This window comes from Proteiniphilum acetatigenes DSM 18083, from assembly GCF_000380985.1.
In the GTDB taxonomy this organism is placed as follows: Bacteria; Bacteroidota; Bacteroidia; order Bacteroidales; family Dysgonomonadaceae; genus Proteiniphilum; species Proteiniphilum acetatigenes.
In genome coordinates this window covers 394209-410041 of record NZ_KB905696.1, presented here as the reverse complement: position 1 = coordinate 410041, position 15833 = coordinate 394209, and the positions used below count along the sequence as shown (strand labels likewise).

14 protein-coding genes are annotated in these 15833 nt (G+C 41.7%); 9 read left to right on the top strand and 5 right to left on the bottom strand.

All coding sequences use genetic code 11. From position 1 onward, the window contains the following. Positions 1–24: 24 nt before the first annotated feature. The 4 genes from F597_RS0110165 to F597_RS0110150 all read right to left on the bottom strand — a co-directional run bounded on the left by F597_RS0110165 (position 25) and on the right by F597_RS0110150 (position 5251). On the bottom strand, positions 25–1236 hold the full coding sequence (locus tag F597_RS0110165; RefSeq protein WP_019539632.1) for a trans-sulfuration enzyme family protein: 1212 nt from the start codon (positions 1234–1236) through the stop codon (positions 25–27). Between the two features lie 334 nt (positions 1237–1570). Next, positions 1571–2218, bottom strand: coding sequence for a TetR/AcrR family transcriptional regulator (locus F597_RS0110160; RefSeq protein WP_019539631.1), 648 nt, complete (start codon positions 2216–2218; stop codon positions 1571–1573). Positions 2219–2245: 27 nt separating this feature from the next. Further along, positions 2246–2641 (bottom strand): hypothetical protein, encoded by a 396-nt coding sequence (locus F597_RS0110155; protein WP_019539630.1) that lies wholly within the window; start codon positions 2639–2641, stop codon positions 2246–2248. Positions 2642–3202: 561 nt separating this feature from the next. Beyond that, a complete protein-coding gene (locus tag F597_RS0110150) occupies positions 3203–5251 on the bottom strand; it encodes a site-specific DNA-methyltransferase (protein ID WP_019539629.1) in 2049 nt (682 codons plus the stop codon). A 273-nt stretch (positions 5252–5524) separates the two neighbouring features. On the opposite strand from F597_RS0110150, the gene F597_RS20530 reads away from it, so the two are divergent. The 8 genes from F597_RS20530 (at position 5525) to F597_RS0110110 (ending at position 13578) form a co-directional block, all read left to right on the top strand. Beyond that, positions 5525–5941 carry a DUF6146 family protein gene (locus tag F597_RS20530; RefSeq protein ID WP_044060180.1) on the top strand — a complete coding sequence of 139 codons (417 nt, stop codon included), beginning with the start codon at positions 5525–5527 and terminating at the stop codon, positions 5939–5941. Between the two features lie 47 nt (positions 5942–5988). Next, entirely contained in the window at positions 5989–7941 is a 1953-nt protein-coding gene (locus F597_RS0110140; protein WP_139224205.1) for a gamma-glutamyltransferase family protein, read from the top strand. 84 nt (positions 7942–8025) lie between these two features. Then, entirely contained in the window at positions 8026–8667 is a 642-nt protein-coding gene (locus F597_RS0110135; RefSeq protein ID WP_019539626.1) for a Vat family streptogramin A O-acetyltransferase, read from the top strand. Between the two features lie 168 nt (positions 8668–8835). Continuing rightward, positions 8836–9246: an Rrf2 family transcriptional regulator gene (locus F597_RS0110130; protein WP_019539625.1), complete on the top strand. Its 411-nt coding sequence runs from the start codon at positions 8836–8838 to the stop codon at positions 9244–9246. Positions 9247–9294: 48 nt separating this feature from the next. Beyond that, the gene (locus tag F597_RS0110125; protein WP_019539624.1) at positions 9295–10143 is read left to right on the top strand and encodes an SDR family oxidoreductase; all 849 of its coding nucleotides are present in this window, start codon (positions 9295–9297) and stop codon (positions 10141–10143) included. Positions 10144–10191: 48 nt separating this feature from the next. Further along, positions 10192–10635, top strand: a complete 444-nt coding sequence (locus F597_RS22650) for a LexA family protein (RefSeq protein WP_019539623.1) — start codon at positions 10192–10194, stop codon at positions 10633–10635. 3 nt (positions 10636–10638) lie between these two features. Continuing rightward, positions 10639–11901 carry a Y-family DNA polymerase gene (locus F597_RS0110115; protein ID WP_019539622.1) on the top strand — a complete coding sequence of 421 codons (1263 nt, stop codon included), beginning with the start codon at positions 10639–10641 and terminating at the stop codon, positions 11899–11901. 42 nt (positions 11902–11943) lie between these two features. Then, the gene (locus tag F597_RS0110110) at positions 11944–13578 is read left to right on the top strand and encodes an ABC-F family ATP-binding cassette domain-containing protein (RefSeq protein WP_019539621.1); all 1635 of its coding nucleotides are present in this window, start codon (positions 11944–11946) and stop codon (positions 13576–13578) included. A 29-nt stretch (positions 13579–13607) separates the two neighbouring features. On the opposite strand, the gene trhO is transcribed toward F597_RS0110110, so the two are convergent. Continuing rightward, a complete protein-coding gene (gene trhO, locus F597_RS0110105) occupies positions 13608–14657 on the bottom strand; it encodes an oxygen-dependent tRNA uridine(34) hydroxylase TrhO (RefSeq protein WP_019539620.1) in 1050 nt (349 codons plus the stop codon). Positions 14658–14952: 295 nt separating this feature from the next. On the opposite strand from trhO, the gene F597_RS0110100 reads away from it, so the two are divergent. Beyond that, on the top strand, positions 14953–15717 hold the full coding sequence (locus F597_RS0110100) for an AraC family transcriptional regulator (protein ID WP_019539619.1): 765 nt from the start codon (positions 14953–14955) through the stop codon (positions 15715–15717). The last annotated feature ends 116 nt before the right edge of the window (positions 15718–15833 follow it).

Below are 15833 nucleotides of genomic sequence, written 5' to 3'. Positions count from 1 at the left end.
CACATCCGTATCCATTCAAACAATTTATAATAATGCCTGCTCCAAGTCGGCTATCAGATCGTCTGCGTCTTCAAGGCCGACAGAAAGACGGAAGATACCTTCCCCGGCAAATCTGTTCCAGGAATCCAGTTGCCCGGAAGTTGAAAGGTGGAAAGATGTCTGTTGTAAATTCTTGCTATCCATATAGAAGATAAGAGAACGGTGGTGTCCCAGTGAGACGGCATAGTGGATGATTTGTAGTTTTTCCGCTAATTTCTGCGCCATTTCCCTACCGTTTACCACCTGAAATGTAAGCATGCCCGAGAAATTTTTCATCTGTCTCCGTGCAAGTTCATATTGGGGATGGGAAGGCAATCCGGGGTATATGACACGTTTTATCCTTGGATGCTTCTCCAGATATGCAGCTATCTTCAAAGCATTTTCCTGATGTGCACGCATACGTATCGGAAATGTAGCCAGGCCTCTTAAAATCAACCATGCGTTGAATGGGCTTAATATTCCTCCCAAACGTATCGCCGTCTTTTTCCGCAATGAGAACAGATCTTCTTTTTTACCCAATACAATCCCTCCTAAAGCATCGCCATGTCCTCCCAGATATTTGGTGAGGGAATGGATCACAAAGTCGGCACCCAATGTCAATGGTTTTGTAGCCATGGGAGTGGCAAAGGTGGAATCCACGACCAACTTGGCCCCGGCGCTATGTGCGATCGCCGCTACAGCCGTAATATCGGTCAGACGAAGTAACGGGTTACAGGGTGTTTCAATATATACCAGCCGGGTATTGGGTTGAATCGCCTCCTCAATCGCATTTAGATCGGAAGTATCTACTTTGGTGATACTGATACCCAGACCGGGGATTACCTCATTGGTCAACTCCGAAAGAGCCGCATAGGCTACATCAGTCACCACAGCATGATCGCCGCTCTTCAAGAGATGAAACAGTAACGCAGAGATCGCTCCCATACCGCTGTCAAAAGCTACGCCCATTTCCGCCTCTTCCATCACAGCTAATTTTTCTTCCAACTGATGTATAGTGGGATTTCCCCAGCGGGTGTACATCCATGTATCATCTTCCTTCATATTCTCTGCTGAAAAACCTGAATCGGCATCAGTTACAAACGTAGTGGACATCACTAAGTTGGGAGAAGAAGCCCGGGTTACGGGATCGGGAAATTCCCCGGCGTGGATCGCTTTTGTCTGTTCTCCGGCTTTTGAAAATTCTATTTTTCCTGACATATCAGTAAACCTTTAAATATATTATTTTTGAAACTCATATTTATCTATAACGAAAAACTCCCCCGAAAATGTATCGGAGGAGCTTCTATATCATTTTTAATACGGTATTTTCTATCCGATACAACAGCAGAGGCATGGCATAGCCATACAACGACACATCGACATATGTGATGTAATGCACCAGGAACTGTTATATTGAATAAACGTATTATTCATTCTTTTGGTTCTTTTGATCATGCTGCCAAAAAGCAATTAAAAAGCACGACTGAATAGCAAAAGTAGCATTTATTTCTCATTGAACAAAAGGAATGTCATTTTTTGAAGAATTCTCTTTTCAGGGAATCATTTCGGCTTGATCGCTGCCCGATTCTTGCTTATAGACTGCATCAATAATCTGCGAGATTCCATCGACCAACATTGATTTACCTTTATCCGTATTAAAATCAATACCACAAAACGATGATCTGTCACGTCGTAAAATAAGATGATATATTCCCCCGATCAAAAGAGAAGTAAAGATATTGAAATCAACATTGGCAGGCATATTTTTTCTGAAAAAATCCAGGACGGGAAATGTATGTACCTCCCGGTTTAATGCGTTCCGACATGTCACTATATTATTTTCGGACACTTCCCAGACTATTATCTGTTGCATAACCGGATTGTCATATAATGAGACTGCCAGTTTTGTCAAAACACTTTTCATGGAAGCTATGGGATCATTCTCATCCAGGTTGTATTCAACAAGATCGAGCAGCCAGTAATCGTAACGTCGTATGAATTTACCATACAGTTCTTCAATATTGCTGAATCGCCTGTACATGACCTGAGGCTCAACTTCAGCCAGTTGCATAATCTCCGTAAAAGTTACATTACTGAATCCTTTTTCACTCACCAGCTTCTCAGTAGCAAGAAAAACCGCCTCTTCAATTTCCCGGGGAGTCCGCCTTTTTCTTCGTTCCGGAACTCTATTTTGTGCCATTTGATTATTTTATATTATTTCTTATTCTCATAATCGAAGCCTCGATATAAGATCACTCTCAACCTGTTGAAAGATAACTTTTTCAACCTCCCTGTAATATTTTATCTTATCCGTACCTTTTTCCAATATTTTCAGATAATAACTGTTCATCTCTTTGGCTATAGAATCCCCTATCGCTATATAGCCGATACAGTCCCCTTTTATCAAATATAATTCCTCCCCAATTCTGCAACCATTCCCTTCCGGTAAGGAATAAATTTCTTCCACGGTCCCCCGTAGCTCTGTTTGAAAAAATTGTTTATTAGGTTTCAAATAAAGATTATGAATACGGGTTACCATTAAAATACCAACAATAATAATGAATAAATATATTGATAAAAGTTTTCTGAATGGCATAAAACTTACAGTATTGAGCAAAGCCATAGTTATGTTTTTAATTACAAAATCTAAGAACAGAAATATCTCTTCTTTTACTTCCCTCCATGGGAAATTGCTTGTTGAGCAGCAGCAGGTAATACTAACAACCCACAAAAAACTACAAGTGTAACTAAATAGATTTGTTTCATAATAAATTAAAGCGAAGTCTATATCTACTCTTTATTAAAACTCTTATTGTATAACTCCGAAAAAATTATGTGCATATCCCGTAACAATACAATCTGATCAGTTCATTGAAACAGAATAAACAATTATAATTGTCTATGTTTAATAAATGATTTAATTCGAGAAGATACAAAAGCGATAAAGATAGTTTGTTTCATGATCCCCGTTTGATAGAATAGTCATATTATAGTCTTATTTTCAACATAATAGAATAAAAAATTAAGAGATTATTCATTTAAAAAAATTATACTATCATTAAGATCACAAATATATGGATTAAGTTTTTTTCGAACAAAACATGTCAATAAAATTAACTTAAATTAATTTTGAATTCAATTAGAAAAACAACTCTTTTTGACACTATATTGGTTGTGATTTTAACTACCCATCGACTGAGCACCTTTGTAAGTACGACGGAATGATAGAGATCATTTCTTTTATTGTCAGATTATCAATATGGGCAAACCTGTTTTCAAAATCACGGGAGTTCTCCCGGTTAACCACATACAGCACTTTAGCTGTCTTAATGCCTTCCAGTTTTTTTAGGAGAAGATCCATTTCATCCGATTCTTCCCTAAAATATATTGCAGTAGTATTTTCATCATTCCCAAACAATTGAAAATAGTTAGTACGCTCTACCTCATCCAGCGTATTTTCTGCCAAAGCCAACAAATATCCGGCTTTCTGTGCCTGATTCACTTTCTCTTCATCCGAAACAGATGAAATATTATTATTCCCGACAAATGAGGTTTTATAATACTTCAAAGAATTACCCAATCCGGGGACTCTTTTCCCTTTTTTTATCACACCGTAAATAGTGTACTTGTTTTTTCTTACCTCTTCTTTTATCTCGTCGTACCGCGATTTATACTCTTCCGAAAAAAAATGGTCTCTGGCAGCACGGATTACACTATTATCCAATAGCAATTTGGTATTTAGCGCAACCTCATATAGTACCTCTTTCTGATTCTTACTCTGCAAATACCCCTGAATGATATTTTTAATCCTGGGATAGGTCACTTCATTGGCAATATTATTTTCGTTATTGGTACATAATATTGCCTGCCGTTGACCTCCATCAATGTAATTCTGTTCCATTACAGCGTGCCCGGTTGTACCACTTCCGGCAAAAAAATCCAGTATAACCGCATTCTTATTGATTGAGCCGATGGAAAAGATGAATTTCAGGAAATCAACGGGTTTTTTCCCGTTTCTAAACTCGACACCACCCTCATATCCCACATTATTGAACGCTTCTTCAAAATCTAAATAATTGGGGTACGGAACTTCTTTTACTTCTTTCCTGTTCAAAGGGATCCCCTGAAAGTAGGAACCATTTACTTTAGTTGACGATTCCCGCGTGAGAAAATACCTGTAGCCACACATATCTCCTCCCATATCGGGCACTTTATATAAATAACCGAACAGATGATTCCTCTCTTCCAGATATTTCATATGGAAACGTCCGGAACTGTTTCCTTCTTTTAGTGAACCCCGGATATTGATTTTCTGGAACTTATCGGCAGAAGGGGTTGATTTGGTTATTCTGTATTCTCCGGGTCTAAATACTGAGACTACTTTTGAACCCATTGTGATCTGCTCCGGATTATCAATCAATTCTTCTATCGTATATATATATTTCTCAATGGAACTGTTATCCTGAAGTCTTTTTATAGACTTAAACTTCGGGGATTTCCGGTATAGTAACAGTTGTTCGGTGGTTTCATGATAATCTTTATCCCCCTTAAGTATCCTGTCTTCATGCCTTACCTTTACAGTAAAGGTGGTCATGTAATTCGACACTTGAAAGATGTGATCACACAACAACTTCAATTGCGCATATTCGTCTTCGTTGATCGATATAAATATTACACCGTCAGGTTTTAGCAGATTATAAGCCAATTCCAGGCGCTTATTCATAAACGACAACCAATAGCTATGTCTTAATGGATGATCTTTGGGTACATCGGAACCATCAGGAAACTTATCGAGTATCCTTTTATCCCTGTATCTGAATTCATCTGATCCGGTATTATAAGGAGGGTCTATGTATATAATGTCTATTTTTTCCTTATGGGTATAGTTCAGGCAAGTCAACGCGTGGTAATTATCTCCTTCAATGAGAATATGGGTCGGTTTCTTATCTTTATTTCCAATAGATTTCTCTTTCACCTCCTCTATGACGGGCAATTGATTTTCAGATTCATCATCAAAGGTTTCAGGCACTTCCATCCAGACAAGTCCATATTTGACTGTCTTGGCCCGACTATTAGCTATGGCCAATTGTCGTTTCAATTTTCGTATTTCTGAAACGAGTTCCTGCTCCTTATTCATCTCACTCATATCCATATTCTTACAAAGGAAACCTCTTTCCTTTATTTTTACAGAATTAGAACCGTAATATATTTCCGGAGGTGTTACATCGGGCATATATGTTGATCTAAATGCGCAAAATCAATTTTATTTGAGCTTATACCTTTTGCCGTTCAAAGTTAAACTTTTTTTCACTTTCAGACGTATTATCCTGAAGGGTACTTACTCTTAACAGTCCAAAATGAAAAAGGACGTATTGTTAAACGGCAGATAGAATGTTATTATCTGGATGTTATTATTTAATTAACCGATTCCAATCTTTTCCCCTGTTTTTTTACACCTTTTCAAGTGAAATTTGTTATATATATATCAGCATTAAAACCCATGGTTATGAAACAGATATTTTATTTATTCGCAGCTTTGTCATTTATGGTTGCCTGTTCGGGCCCAAAAGGGATTGTAAAGATCGAACCGAACGGAAATGAAGTAGTGCAGGAAGATTCTGTCGAATACGAGTTGATTGTATTCGATACGGGATTCGAAACATGGTATGTGCTTCAGAATTCTCCGGCGAAATACCGTTCACAACAATATTATGAGAACTGGAACCACCAATATGTTTCGGCCTGGAATTATAATGCTACCCAGCCCCGAAGAAGATCATTCTTTCAGCCAATTTACGGGTATGAGCGGGGGGTGGATTATGGTTTTGAACTGAACCATAAATTGTTTTATTATTTTCAGTATGTAGAACATGTTTTGGGAATAGAGATTATGCCAAACGGTCCCAAAGGTTTAACTTTTTAAGGAAAGGGTGGAAGAAAATAGTTACTTTTGTTCAAAAATAGATCATTATGATAAGACGATATTTTTTTACAATAGCTGTTTGTGCTGTTTCCTTTTGTGCCGTTCTGGCCCAATCAACACAAAAGCCTCCCTTGCATGGTAAACATTGGATGTCCATCACAGGAAAACCTTTAGCTGCCACAGCAGGATCGATGATTTTTCAGCAGGGAGGTAATGCGGTTGATGCGGCTTGTGCCATGCTGGCCGCCACCTGTACCATGTGGGATGTACTGAGTTGGGGAGGAGAAACCCAGGCATTGATTTATAATCCGAATAACGGTAAGATTTTGGCAATAAATGCTTTAGGCGTAGCTCCCTCCAGCGCGACCGTTTCCTTTTTCAAGGATAAAGGATATGCTTTCCCTCCCGAATACGGCCCTCTGGCCGCTGTAACCCCGGGAACCCCGGGCGGATTGTGCTATATGCTGGCGGAATACGGTACGTTGAGCCTGAAAGAAGTGCTGGCGCCGGCTATGGAGATGGCCAGGGGCTACCCGATTGATGCCCAAACGGCAAACAGTATAGAACGAAACAAGGAGCGCATTAAAGAATGGCCGTATAGTAAAGCCGTTTTTTTGCCTCATGCAGGTGGGCAAAGGGAAGCTCCGGTAGCCGGGGAGATCTTTGTACAGGAAGATCTTTTGCACACATTGGAAAAGATGGTGGAAGCGGAACAGGAAGCCATCCGGCAGGGCAAGGACAGGAAAGAGGCGATCAAGGCGGCACAGGATCGTTTTTATAAAGGTGATATTGCCGAGGAATTCGTACGTGGAAGCCGGGAACAAGGCGGACTAATCACGTTGGAAGACCTGGCAGGATGGAAACCGATAGAAGAAGTTCCCCTGCATACAACCTACAAAGACATAGAGGTCTATAAATTGCAGGAGTGGACACAGGGGCCCATGTTATTGCAGGCACTTAATATTTTGGAAAACTTCGATCTGCAGGAAATGGGATATAATTCGGCCCGGTATATTCATACGATTTATCAAAGCATGAATCTGGCCTTTGCCGATCGGGATTTTTATTATGGAGACCCTTATTTCTCACCTCAATCGCCGATGCAGGGGTTATTGAGTAAAGGGTATGCCCGTGAACGATCGAAAGAGATTCGCCGGGATAAAAACGATCACCGGGTCATGCCGGGAAATCCTTACGCTTACGAAGGGAAAAACAATCCGTATGAAGCCTTACTGAAACAACGGAGTCATCTTACAGACACTACAATCATCGATCCGGAAGTAAAAGATTTTGTCCCCAGACATGATGCCGGCAGATACATTGTAGATGATGAACGGTTCTATCATGCGGAGATCTCGTCTGTCAACGGATATCAGGACAGCCTTTACCAGGACAGACTTACCCGGGGAACGACCAGCATCGTGGCTGCCGATAAGGAAGGATGGGTGGTGTCGGTAACACCCAGCGGCGGATGGATACCCGCCTGTATAGCAGGACGGACGGGCATAGGTATGAGTCAGCGGATGCAAAGTTTTGTACTGGATTCCGTATTAAATCCTTTTAATGTGATAGAACCCGGCAAACGCCCCAGAGTAACTCTCACTCCTACCCTGGCACTTAAAGATGGGAGGCCTTTCCTGGCTTTCGCGGTACAGGGAGGGGATACACAGGAACAAAACCTACTCCAGTTTTTCTTAAATGTCGTCGAATTCGGCATGACTGTGCAACAAGCGTCCGAAGCAGCTAACATTAATAGTAATCAAATGTGGCTTTCACTGGGTGGGAGCCAATTCAAAGACCGTATGCCCAGACCCGGAAGCATACTGCTTCGCCAGGATACAAAGAAAGAGGTGATTGACGAATTAAAGAAAATGGGATATGAAATACAATTAGGGAATCGCACGAGCGGCCCCATTAATGCCATATTCTTAGACAATGAGCATGGATCCTTTTGGGGAGGGAGCAGTAATCATGGAGAGGACTACGGCATAGGATGGTAATGGCTCTACGCTATGCCATTGAAAAAATGCCTACCGGGTTGAGGGCAAGGCAATGGAAAAGTAAACCAGTAAAACAAGTTCATTATGCAAATACCCGATAGCAATCAGATATACCCATTGAAAGATTACAACCGGTTGGTTTTTCTAAAAAATATCATTAAATCGCCCAACATTATCGTAGGAGATTATTCGTATTATGATGACCATGAAGATGGGTTGAATTTTGAACAAAATGTCTTATATCATTTTGATTTTCTCGGAGACAAATTAATAATAGGAAAGTTCTGCGCCATTGGCTCCAACGTTCAATTCATAATGAATGGAGCGAACCATAGAATGGATGGAATATCGACATTTCCTTTCAATATTTTCGGTGGAAACTGGAGTGTAATTACACCAACCCTGGAACAATTACCTTTCAAGGGGAATACCGTTATAGAAAATGACGTTTGGATTGGGTATAAAGCTACTATTATGCCTGGAGTCAACATCGGGAATGGCACCATTATAGCTGCACATTCTGTTGTTACAAAAGATGTAGAACCCTATTCAATTGTTGGTGGAAATCCTGCAAAGTTAATCCGTAAGCGTTTCACTGAGGAACAAATAAAGAAATTATTGGATATAGCATGGTGGGACTGGAATATTGAAAAAATTACTTCTGCACTTCCATTAATTGTTAACGGTGATATCCGTAAACTGGAAGAGTTTTATAAATCTTCATAACACCCTGGATGCTTTGCCGTTTCAATTAACCAAAGAAAACCGGAAATTCATTTATCGTATCGTCCGGTCGGAGCATGTACCCGCGAATATTATTTATCACCTTCTTTTGATTTTAATTGTAACAACTCATATTACAATTAAAAAAATATACTTATATTTGCATCCGAGATGAATAATACAAGATTTGCAACAGCAATACATATTTTGACCCTTCTGGCAACCTTTCCTGATGAATGGTTAAGTTCCGACTGGATTGCAGGAAGCATTAATATCAATCCTGTCATTGTCCGAAAGGAACTGGGTATATTACAGAATACAGGCCTTGTGATCAGTAGAAAGGGTAAAGAAGGCGGTTCGAAATTGAACAAGCCAGGTCATGAGATTTCATTGGCGGAGATTTACCTCTCTGTGAAGAACTCGGAAGTTTTGGGAAAAAAGAATTTATGCCCCAATCCTAAATGTCCTGTCGGTAAGGATATGAATGAGAATTTAAAGAAACTCTTTGCGGAAACCGATCAATTGGTGATTGATTCTCTCAGGCATAAAACATTGAAAGATTTTGTAAAACAATTTCACTGATATTTTTTTAATTATAAATGTAACAGTTAATATTACAATTTGAATCGTATGAAAACAGGAATTACAGGAGCTACCGGACAGTTGGGACGTCTGGTAGTAGAGAATTTGAAAAGAAAAGTGGCTGCAGAAAATCTCGTGGCATTGGTACGTTCACCTGAAAAGGCATCGGATTTAGGCATTGAAGCCCGTGCATTTGATTACGGAAAGCCAGAGAATTTAGCCGCGGCATTGCAAGGCATCGACCATTTGTTACTCATATCGAGTAATGAAATCGGAAAACGCAGGCAACAACATGAGAATGTAATAAAAGCCGCACAACAGGCCGGAGTAAAATGGATCGTGTATACCAGTCTGTTATATGCAGACAGATCGACTTTGAGCCTGGCGGAAGAGCACAAAGCTACGGAAGACGCTTTAAAGACATCAGGAATTGCCTATACCATTTTACGTAACGGATGGTACACCGAAAATTATACGGGCTCTGTTCCCGGAGCGGTGAAAGCCGGAGTCTTACTCGGCAGTGCCGGTGAAGGAAAGATATCTTCGGCAACCCGTGAAGATTTTGCTGAAGCAGCAGCAGTTGTATTGACGAGTGAAAACCAGGAAGGAAAAATTTACGAATTAGCCGGAGACGACTATTTTACATTAACAGACCTGGCAGCAGAGATCTCCCGCCAGACCGGTAAAGAAATTCCTTATAAGAATCTTCCCGAAACAGAATATGCTGAAATGCTGAAAAGTTTCGGGCTACCGGAAGGGATGGCTAAGGTTATTGCAAGCTTTGATACCGGAGCAGCCAATAACGATCTGTTTGACGACAGCAAGCAACTTTCGCGGTTAATCGGCCGTCCGACAACTCCTTTGGCTCAAGTTGTAAAGGAGATATTAGCCAAATAGAGCCATCTTTTCTAGCGTACAAAAATTAAAGATGTATTTTTGTACTCAATGAAGGTAACAAACATATATCTGAACAGATTGATTCCTATTGCCGATGAACTTATCACAGCAGAGGTAGATTTGTATGAAAATCCTGTCCCCGCAGGATTTCCCAGCGAAGCCTTTAATTATATTGAAAAAGGGATCGACTTTAATAAACTACTTATAAAAAGTAAGGAAAGCACTTTTTGTCTGTATGCCGGGGGAAACAGCTTGAGCGGGGATGGGATATTCGAGGGTGACCTGTTAGTGGTAGACAGGCTGGAAGAACCGTACCAAAATGCCATCCTGATATTCTCCATCGACGGGGAGTTCACGATGAAGCGGCTTGAATACCGCAAAGACCATATTGCTTTGGTCTCTTCCAATCCGGATTTCCCTCCAATGATCGTGAAACCGGGAGAGGAGTTGAAGCGGTGGGGGGTTGTACGTTATGTAATAAAAAAGTTTTGAACCATGTATGCCTTATGCGACGGAAATGATTTCTTTGTATCCTGCGAGCGGGTATTTGACTCTTCGTTGGATGGCAAACCGGTTATTGTGCTTTCAAACAACGACGGGTGCATAATATCGAGAAGCAGTGAAGCCAAGGCATTGGGTATTAAAATGGGAGTCAAGTTCTATGAAGTGGAAGAGTTTGCCAAACAGCATGATGTACAGGTCTTTTCAACCAATTTTGTACTGTATGCCGATATGTCCATGAGAATGAGAGGTCTGTTATCCCGTTTTACCCCGGAGATCGAAAATTATTCAATCGACGAAGCATTTTTGGATTTTACGGGCTTTGACAAGCAAACACTCCGAGCTCATTGCCTGGAGATGGCCCGTACAGTCAGACAAGGCATCGGCATTCCGGTGAGTGTAGGTATCGCCCCCACAAAAACATTGGCGAAGCTGGCGAATAGATTTGCCAAGATCTATCCCGGATATGAAAATGTCTGCTTTATCGATTCGGATGAAAAGCGAATAAAAGCATTACAGAAAACAGAGATCGGCGATATTTGGGGAATTGGAAGGAGACACACGCGAAGATTGTCGATAATGGGAGTAAAGACAGCCTATGACTTTACTCAACTAAACCTGAGTTGGGTAAGGAAACATATGACAGTCATAGGTGAACGGACATGGCGTGAACTCCGTGGTGAGCCTTGTATTCAGATGGAAACGGTAGAGCCGGACAAGCATAGTATCCTGGTCTCCCGCTCTTTTGGAAAAAAGACCGAAGATCTTTCCATCATAAAAGAAGCCACGGCGACTTATGCTTGTATGGCAGCCGCCAAACTCCGTAAGCAAAAATCCTGCGCCAAATCCCTGCTTGTCTTCCTGGAAACCAGTCCATATCGAGAAGAATTATCTCATGGCAACCAGCACACAATCCTCACTATGCCGGTGGCGACTAATTCCAGTATGGAGATTGTGCATTATGTATCGGAAGGGCTGGACAGAATATATCTTCCCGGCATTAAATACAAAAAATCGGGAGTCATGTTGATGGACATCACCAGTGATAGTTCGGTGCAAATGAATTGCTGGGATAAGATAGACCGGGAGAAACATAAACGATTGATGGAGGTATTGGATAGAACCAACGACACATACGGCAGAAATACATTAAAACTGGCTGCTTTGGGCGATGGCAAAGAATGGAAGATCAAACAGGAACGGCTTTCACTTTACTATACAACACGATTGAGTGATTTTCCCAGGACAAAAGAGTGAAGAAGAATGCCTATCTTTGCACCCTGAAAAATAAAACAAGATATGGTATTAGTCGACGGATTGGCCGTAGAGTTCGGGGGTACGGCATTATTTTCGGATATCTCTTTTGTAATAAATCCCAAAGACCGCATTGCCCTGATGGGTAAAAACGGTGCGGGAAAATCCACATTGCTGAAAATTTTGGCAGGCGTGAGGCAACCGACCAGAGGGAGAGTTTCCACACCCAAAGATTTCACCATTGCGTATCTTCCGCAACACCTGATGACCGAAGATGAACGCACTGTTTTCGAGGAAACAGCACAGGCCTTTTCGCGTATCCATCAACTGGAAGAGGAAATTGAAAGCATCAACAACCAACTTACCGTACGCACCGATTATGAATCGGACGAATATATGCGACTCATCGAACGCGTTTCCGCATTGAGCGAAAAATTTTATGGTGTCGAAGAGATCAACTACGATGCAGCCGTGGAAAAAACGCTGCTTGGATTAGGATTTGTGCGAAGCGATTTCAACCGGATGACATCGGAATTCAGCGGCGGATGGCGCATGCGCATCGAACTGGCAAAAATCCTTTTGCAGGATCCTGACCTTATTTTACTCGATGAGCCCACTAACCACCTCGATATCGATTCCGTTGAATGGTTCGAAGATTTCCTTATCAACAGTGCCAAAGCAGTGGTGGTTATTTCGCACGACCGTGCATTTGTAGATAATATCACCAACCGCACCATAGAAGTTACCATGGGGCGTATTTACGACTACAAAGCAACCTACTCGCACTACCTTGAATTGCGGAAAGAACGCCGCGAACAGCAGCAAAAGCAGTATGACGACCAGCAAAAAATGATTGCCGAGACCAAGGAGTTTATCGAACGGTTTAAAGGGACCTATTCGAAAACATTACAGGTGCAATCGCGTGTGAAAATGCTGGAGAAACTGGAGTTGGTGGAAGTGGACGAAGTGGATACATCGGCCCTGAAACTGCGATTTCCTCCGGCGCCGCGTTCGGGAAGTTACCCTGTTATTGCTGAAAATGTAAGCAAATCCTACGATGAAAAATTGATTTTCAACGATGTGAATTTTACCATTGAACGGGGAGAAAAAGTGGCATTCGTCGGTCGCAACGGTGAAGGGAAATCCACACTCGTAAAATGTATCATGGAAGAAACCGGTTTCGAAGGGAATCTGCAATTGGGACATAACGTGAAGATCGGCTATTTCGCACAAAACCAGGCATCACTTCTGGACGAAGAATTGACCGTTTTTCAGACCATCGATGATATTGCTGTCGGCGATATCCGGACAAAAATCAGGGACATTCTGGGGGCATTTATGTTCGGACGGGAAGATATCGACAAGAAAGTGAAAGTTCTCTCGGGAGGCGAACGCACCCGCCTGGCGATGATAAAACTGCTGCTCGAACCGGTTAATCTGCTTATTCTCGATGAGCCGACCAACCACCTCGATCTGAAAACCAAAGATATACTGAAGCAGGCGCTGATCGATTTCGACGGAACACTGATTGTGGTGTCGCACGACCGGGATTTCCTGAATGGTCTGGTGAAAAAGGTATATGAATTCGGCAACCGGAAAGTAACCGAACATCTCGAAGATATCTACGGATTTCTGGCGAAAAAGAAGATGGAGAGCCTCCGGGAAATAGAACGGAAATAGTTCGTTAAACAAGTGCAAAGTGCATTTATTTACTTTGCCGAAACCTGTTTTTTACGAAGCAGTGGGTTGTTTCTCGATTTATTAAAAATCATTCGTCCGCGATCAGTCCCTTTCCGCAATTTTCTACTTTCTTCTTCCGGTAGTTGAACCACCTGTTTGCATTCGTCGGAACAGCATCCGTCCATCTCTGCCGCACATTTTTCGCATTGGATAAATAACAGGTGACAGCCCTCGTTTTTACAGTTGGTATGTGTATCGCACGGCTCTCCACACTGGTGGCACCGGGCAATCACATCCTCCGTAATACGTTCGCCTAACCGTTCATCGAACACGAAATTCTTCCCTATAAATTTCACCGGAAGATTTTCTTCACGCGCTTTGCGAACATATTCAATAATACCGCCTTCCACATGGTACACATTTTTGAATCCGTTATGAAGCATATAGGCGCTCGCTTTTTCGCAACGGATACCGCCGGTACAGTACATCACAATATTTTTATCCTTGTGCTCCTTCAGTATTTCGACCGCCATCGGCAACTGTTCGCGGAAAGTGTCAGATGGGACTTCAATCGCATTTTCAAAATGCCCCACTTCATATTCGTAATGGTTACGCATATCCACCACAATTGTATCGGGATCTTGTGTGATCTCATTATACTCCTTCGCCTTGAGGTACTTTCCGGTTCTTGAAGGATCGAATGCCGGATCGTCGATACCGTCGGCCACCACTTTATTGCGTACTTTCATACGCAGCACCCAAAACGATTTGCCGTCGTCATCCACTGCCACATTCAAACGGATACCGTTCAGTGCCGGATCGGCGGCATACAGCATATCACGAAGAGTATCTTTATTGCTTTCAGGAACAGAGATTTGTCCGTTAATCCCTTCATGCGCAATATAGACGCGGCCGAACACCTTTATGGCGTCGAACTTTACATAAAGGTCATCCCTGAATTGACGCGGATCAGTAATATAAAAATATTTGTAGAATGAAATCGTAATACGAGGTTCGGTTTCCCGCAACATCCGCAACTTAAGTTCAGCGTTGGAAATACGATTATGAAGTACAGGCATGATAAATAAACTCTTTTTAAAAACTATTCCCACCGGACAGGTGCAGTCCAATCAGTCCAAAGTGTACCATGGATGAGAACAGCCGGAAATTCTGTAAATAAAATGATAAACATACATTTGCCGGATTAACCCACTTACCGGGCAATTATAAATACGGCACGACAAAAATACAACAAGAATGTCTAATTATTTAGTTTATTCTGCAAAAGTTTATGATTTCCCATCATATAAAAAGAACAAAAAAAACAGGCCGTCTTTTTCATTTTGTATCTTTGTAGCAGTTTGATTACAACGCATGTACAGAGAATATCCACCCGAAACTCGTTTACAAGACCTTATCGAGACCTATTGGGTTTCCGATAGTATAGTCGATTCGCGCAGCACACATCGAATCCTTCCTGACGGTTGCGTGGATATTATTTTCAATTTTACCAACAATGACGGAACAGGCAGGTTACTCCCTTATATACCTCACCTGGTTGGTACAATGACCTCATATCTTGATATTGCCTACTCTCCCGGGATAGTACAAATGCTTGGCATCCGTTTCCGTCCGGCCGGAATAACTGCGTTTACCCGGATCCCTGTGTATGAACTGACCAATAAAACGACAGAACTGGTATTGACTGAAACCCTTTTCGAAAAGTCGTTCTATGACAGGCTTCCTGAATTATCAACCATGCAGGAACGGATAGCACACATTGAAAACTATCTAATAGACCGGTTGCAATGCCTCTTTATACCTGAAAAACGGATCAACGACGCTATTAAGCATATCAGTAACGGCAACGGACTGACGTCTATCAAGCAAATTGCCGAACAGGTATGTCTGAGTGAGAGACAATTCGAACGTAGGTTCAAAACAGCTGTCGGGATCTCACCAAAAATGTTTAGCCGTATAACCAAATTCAAACATACTGTCAACTTTATCCAAGCCCACCAGGACGACAGCCTTCTCTCCATCGCTTTCGATTGCGGATATTTCGATCACTCACATCTCATTAAAGATTTCAGAGAGTTTGGAGGAACGCTGCCTTTGGAACTACTTTCATCGAAGTAGCATTAAAATGTCGTTTTTTTACACAATCTGATCGAACCGATTCCATACTTTTGCATCATAATAGAATATGATCAGGAAAACCTGCGAGCAAACTCCCGTTTTTCTTCCGGCTTTCC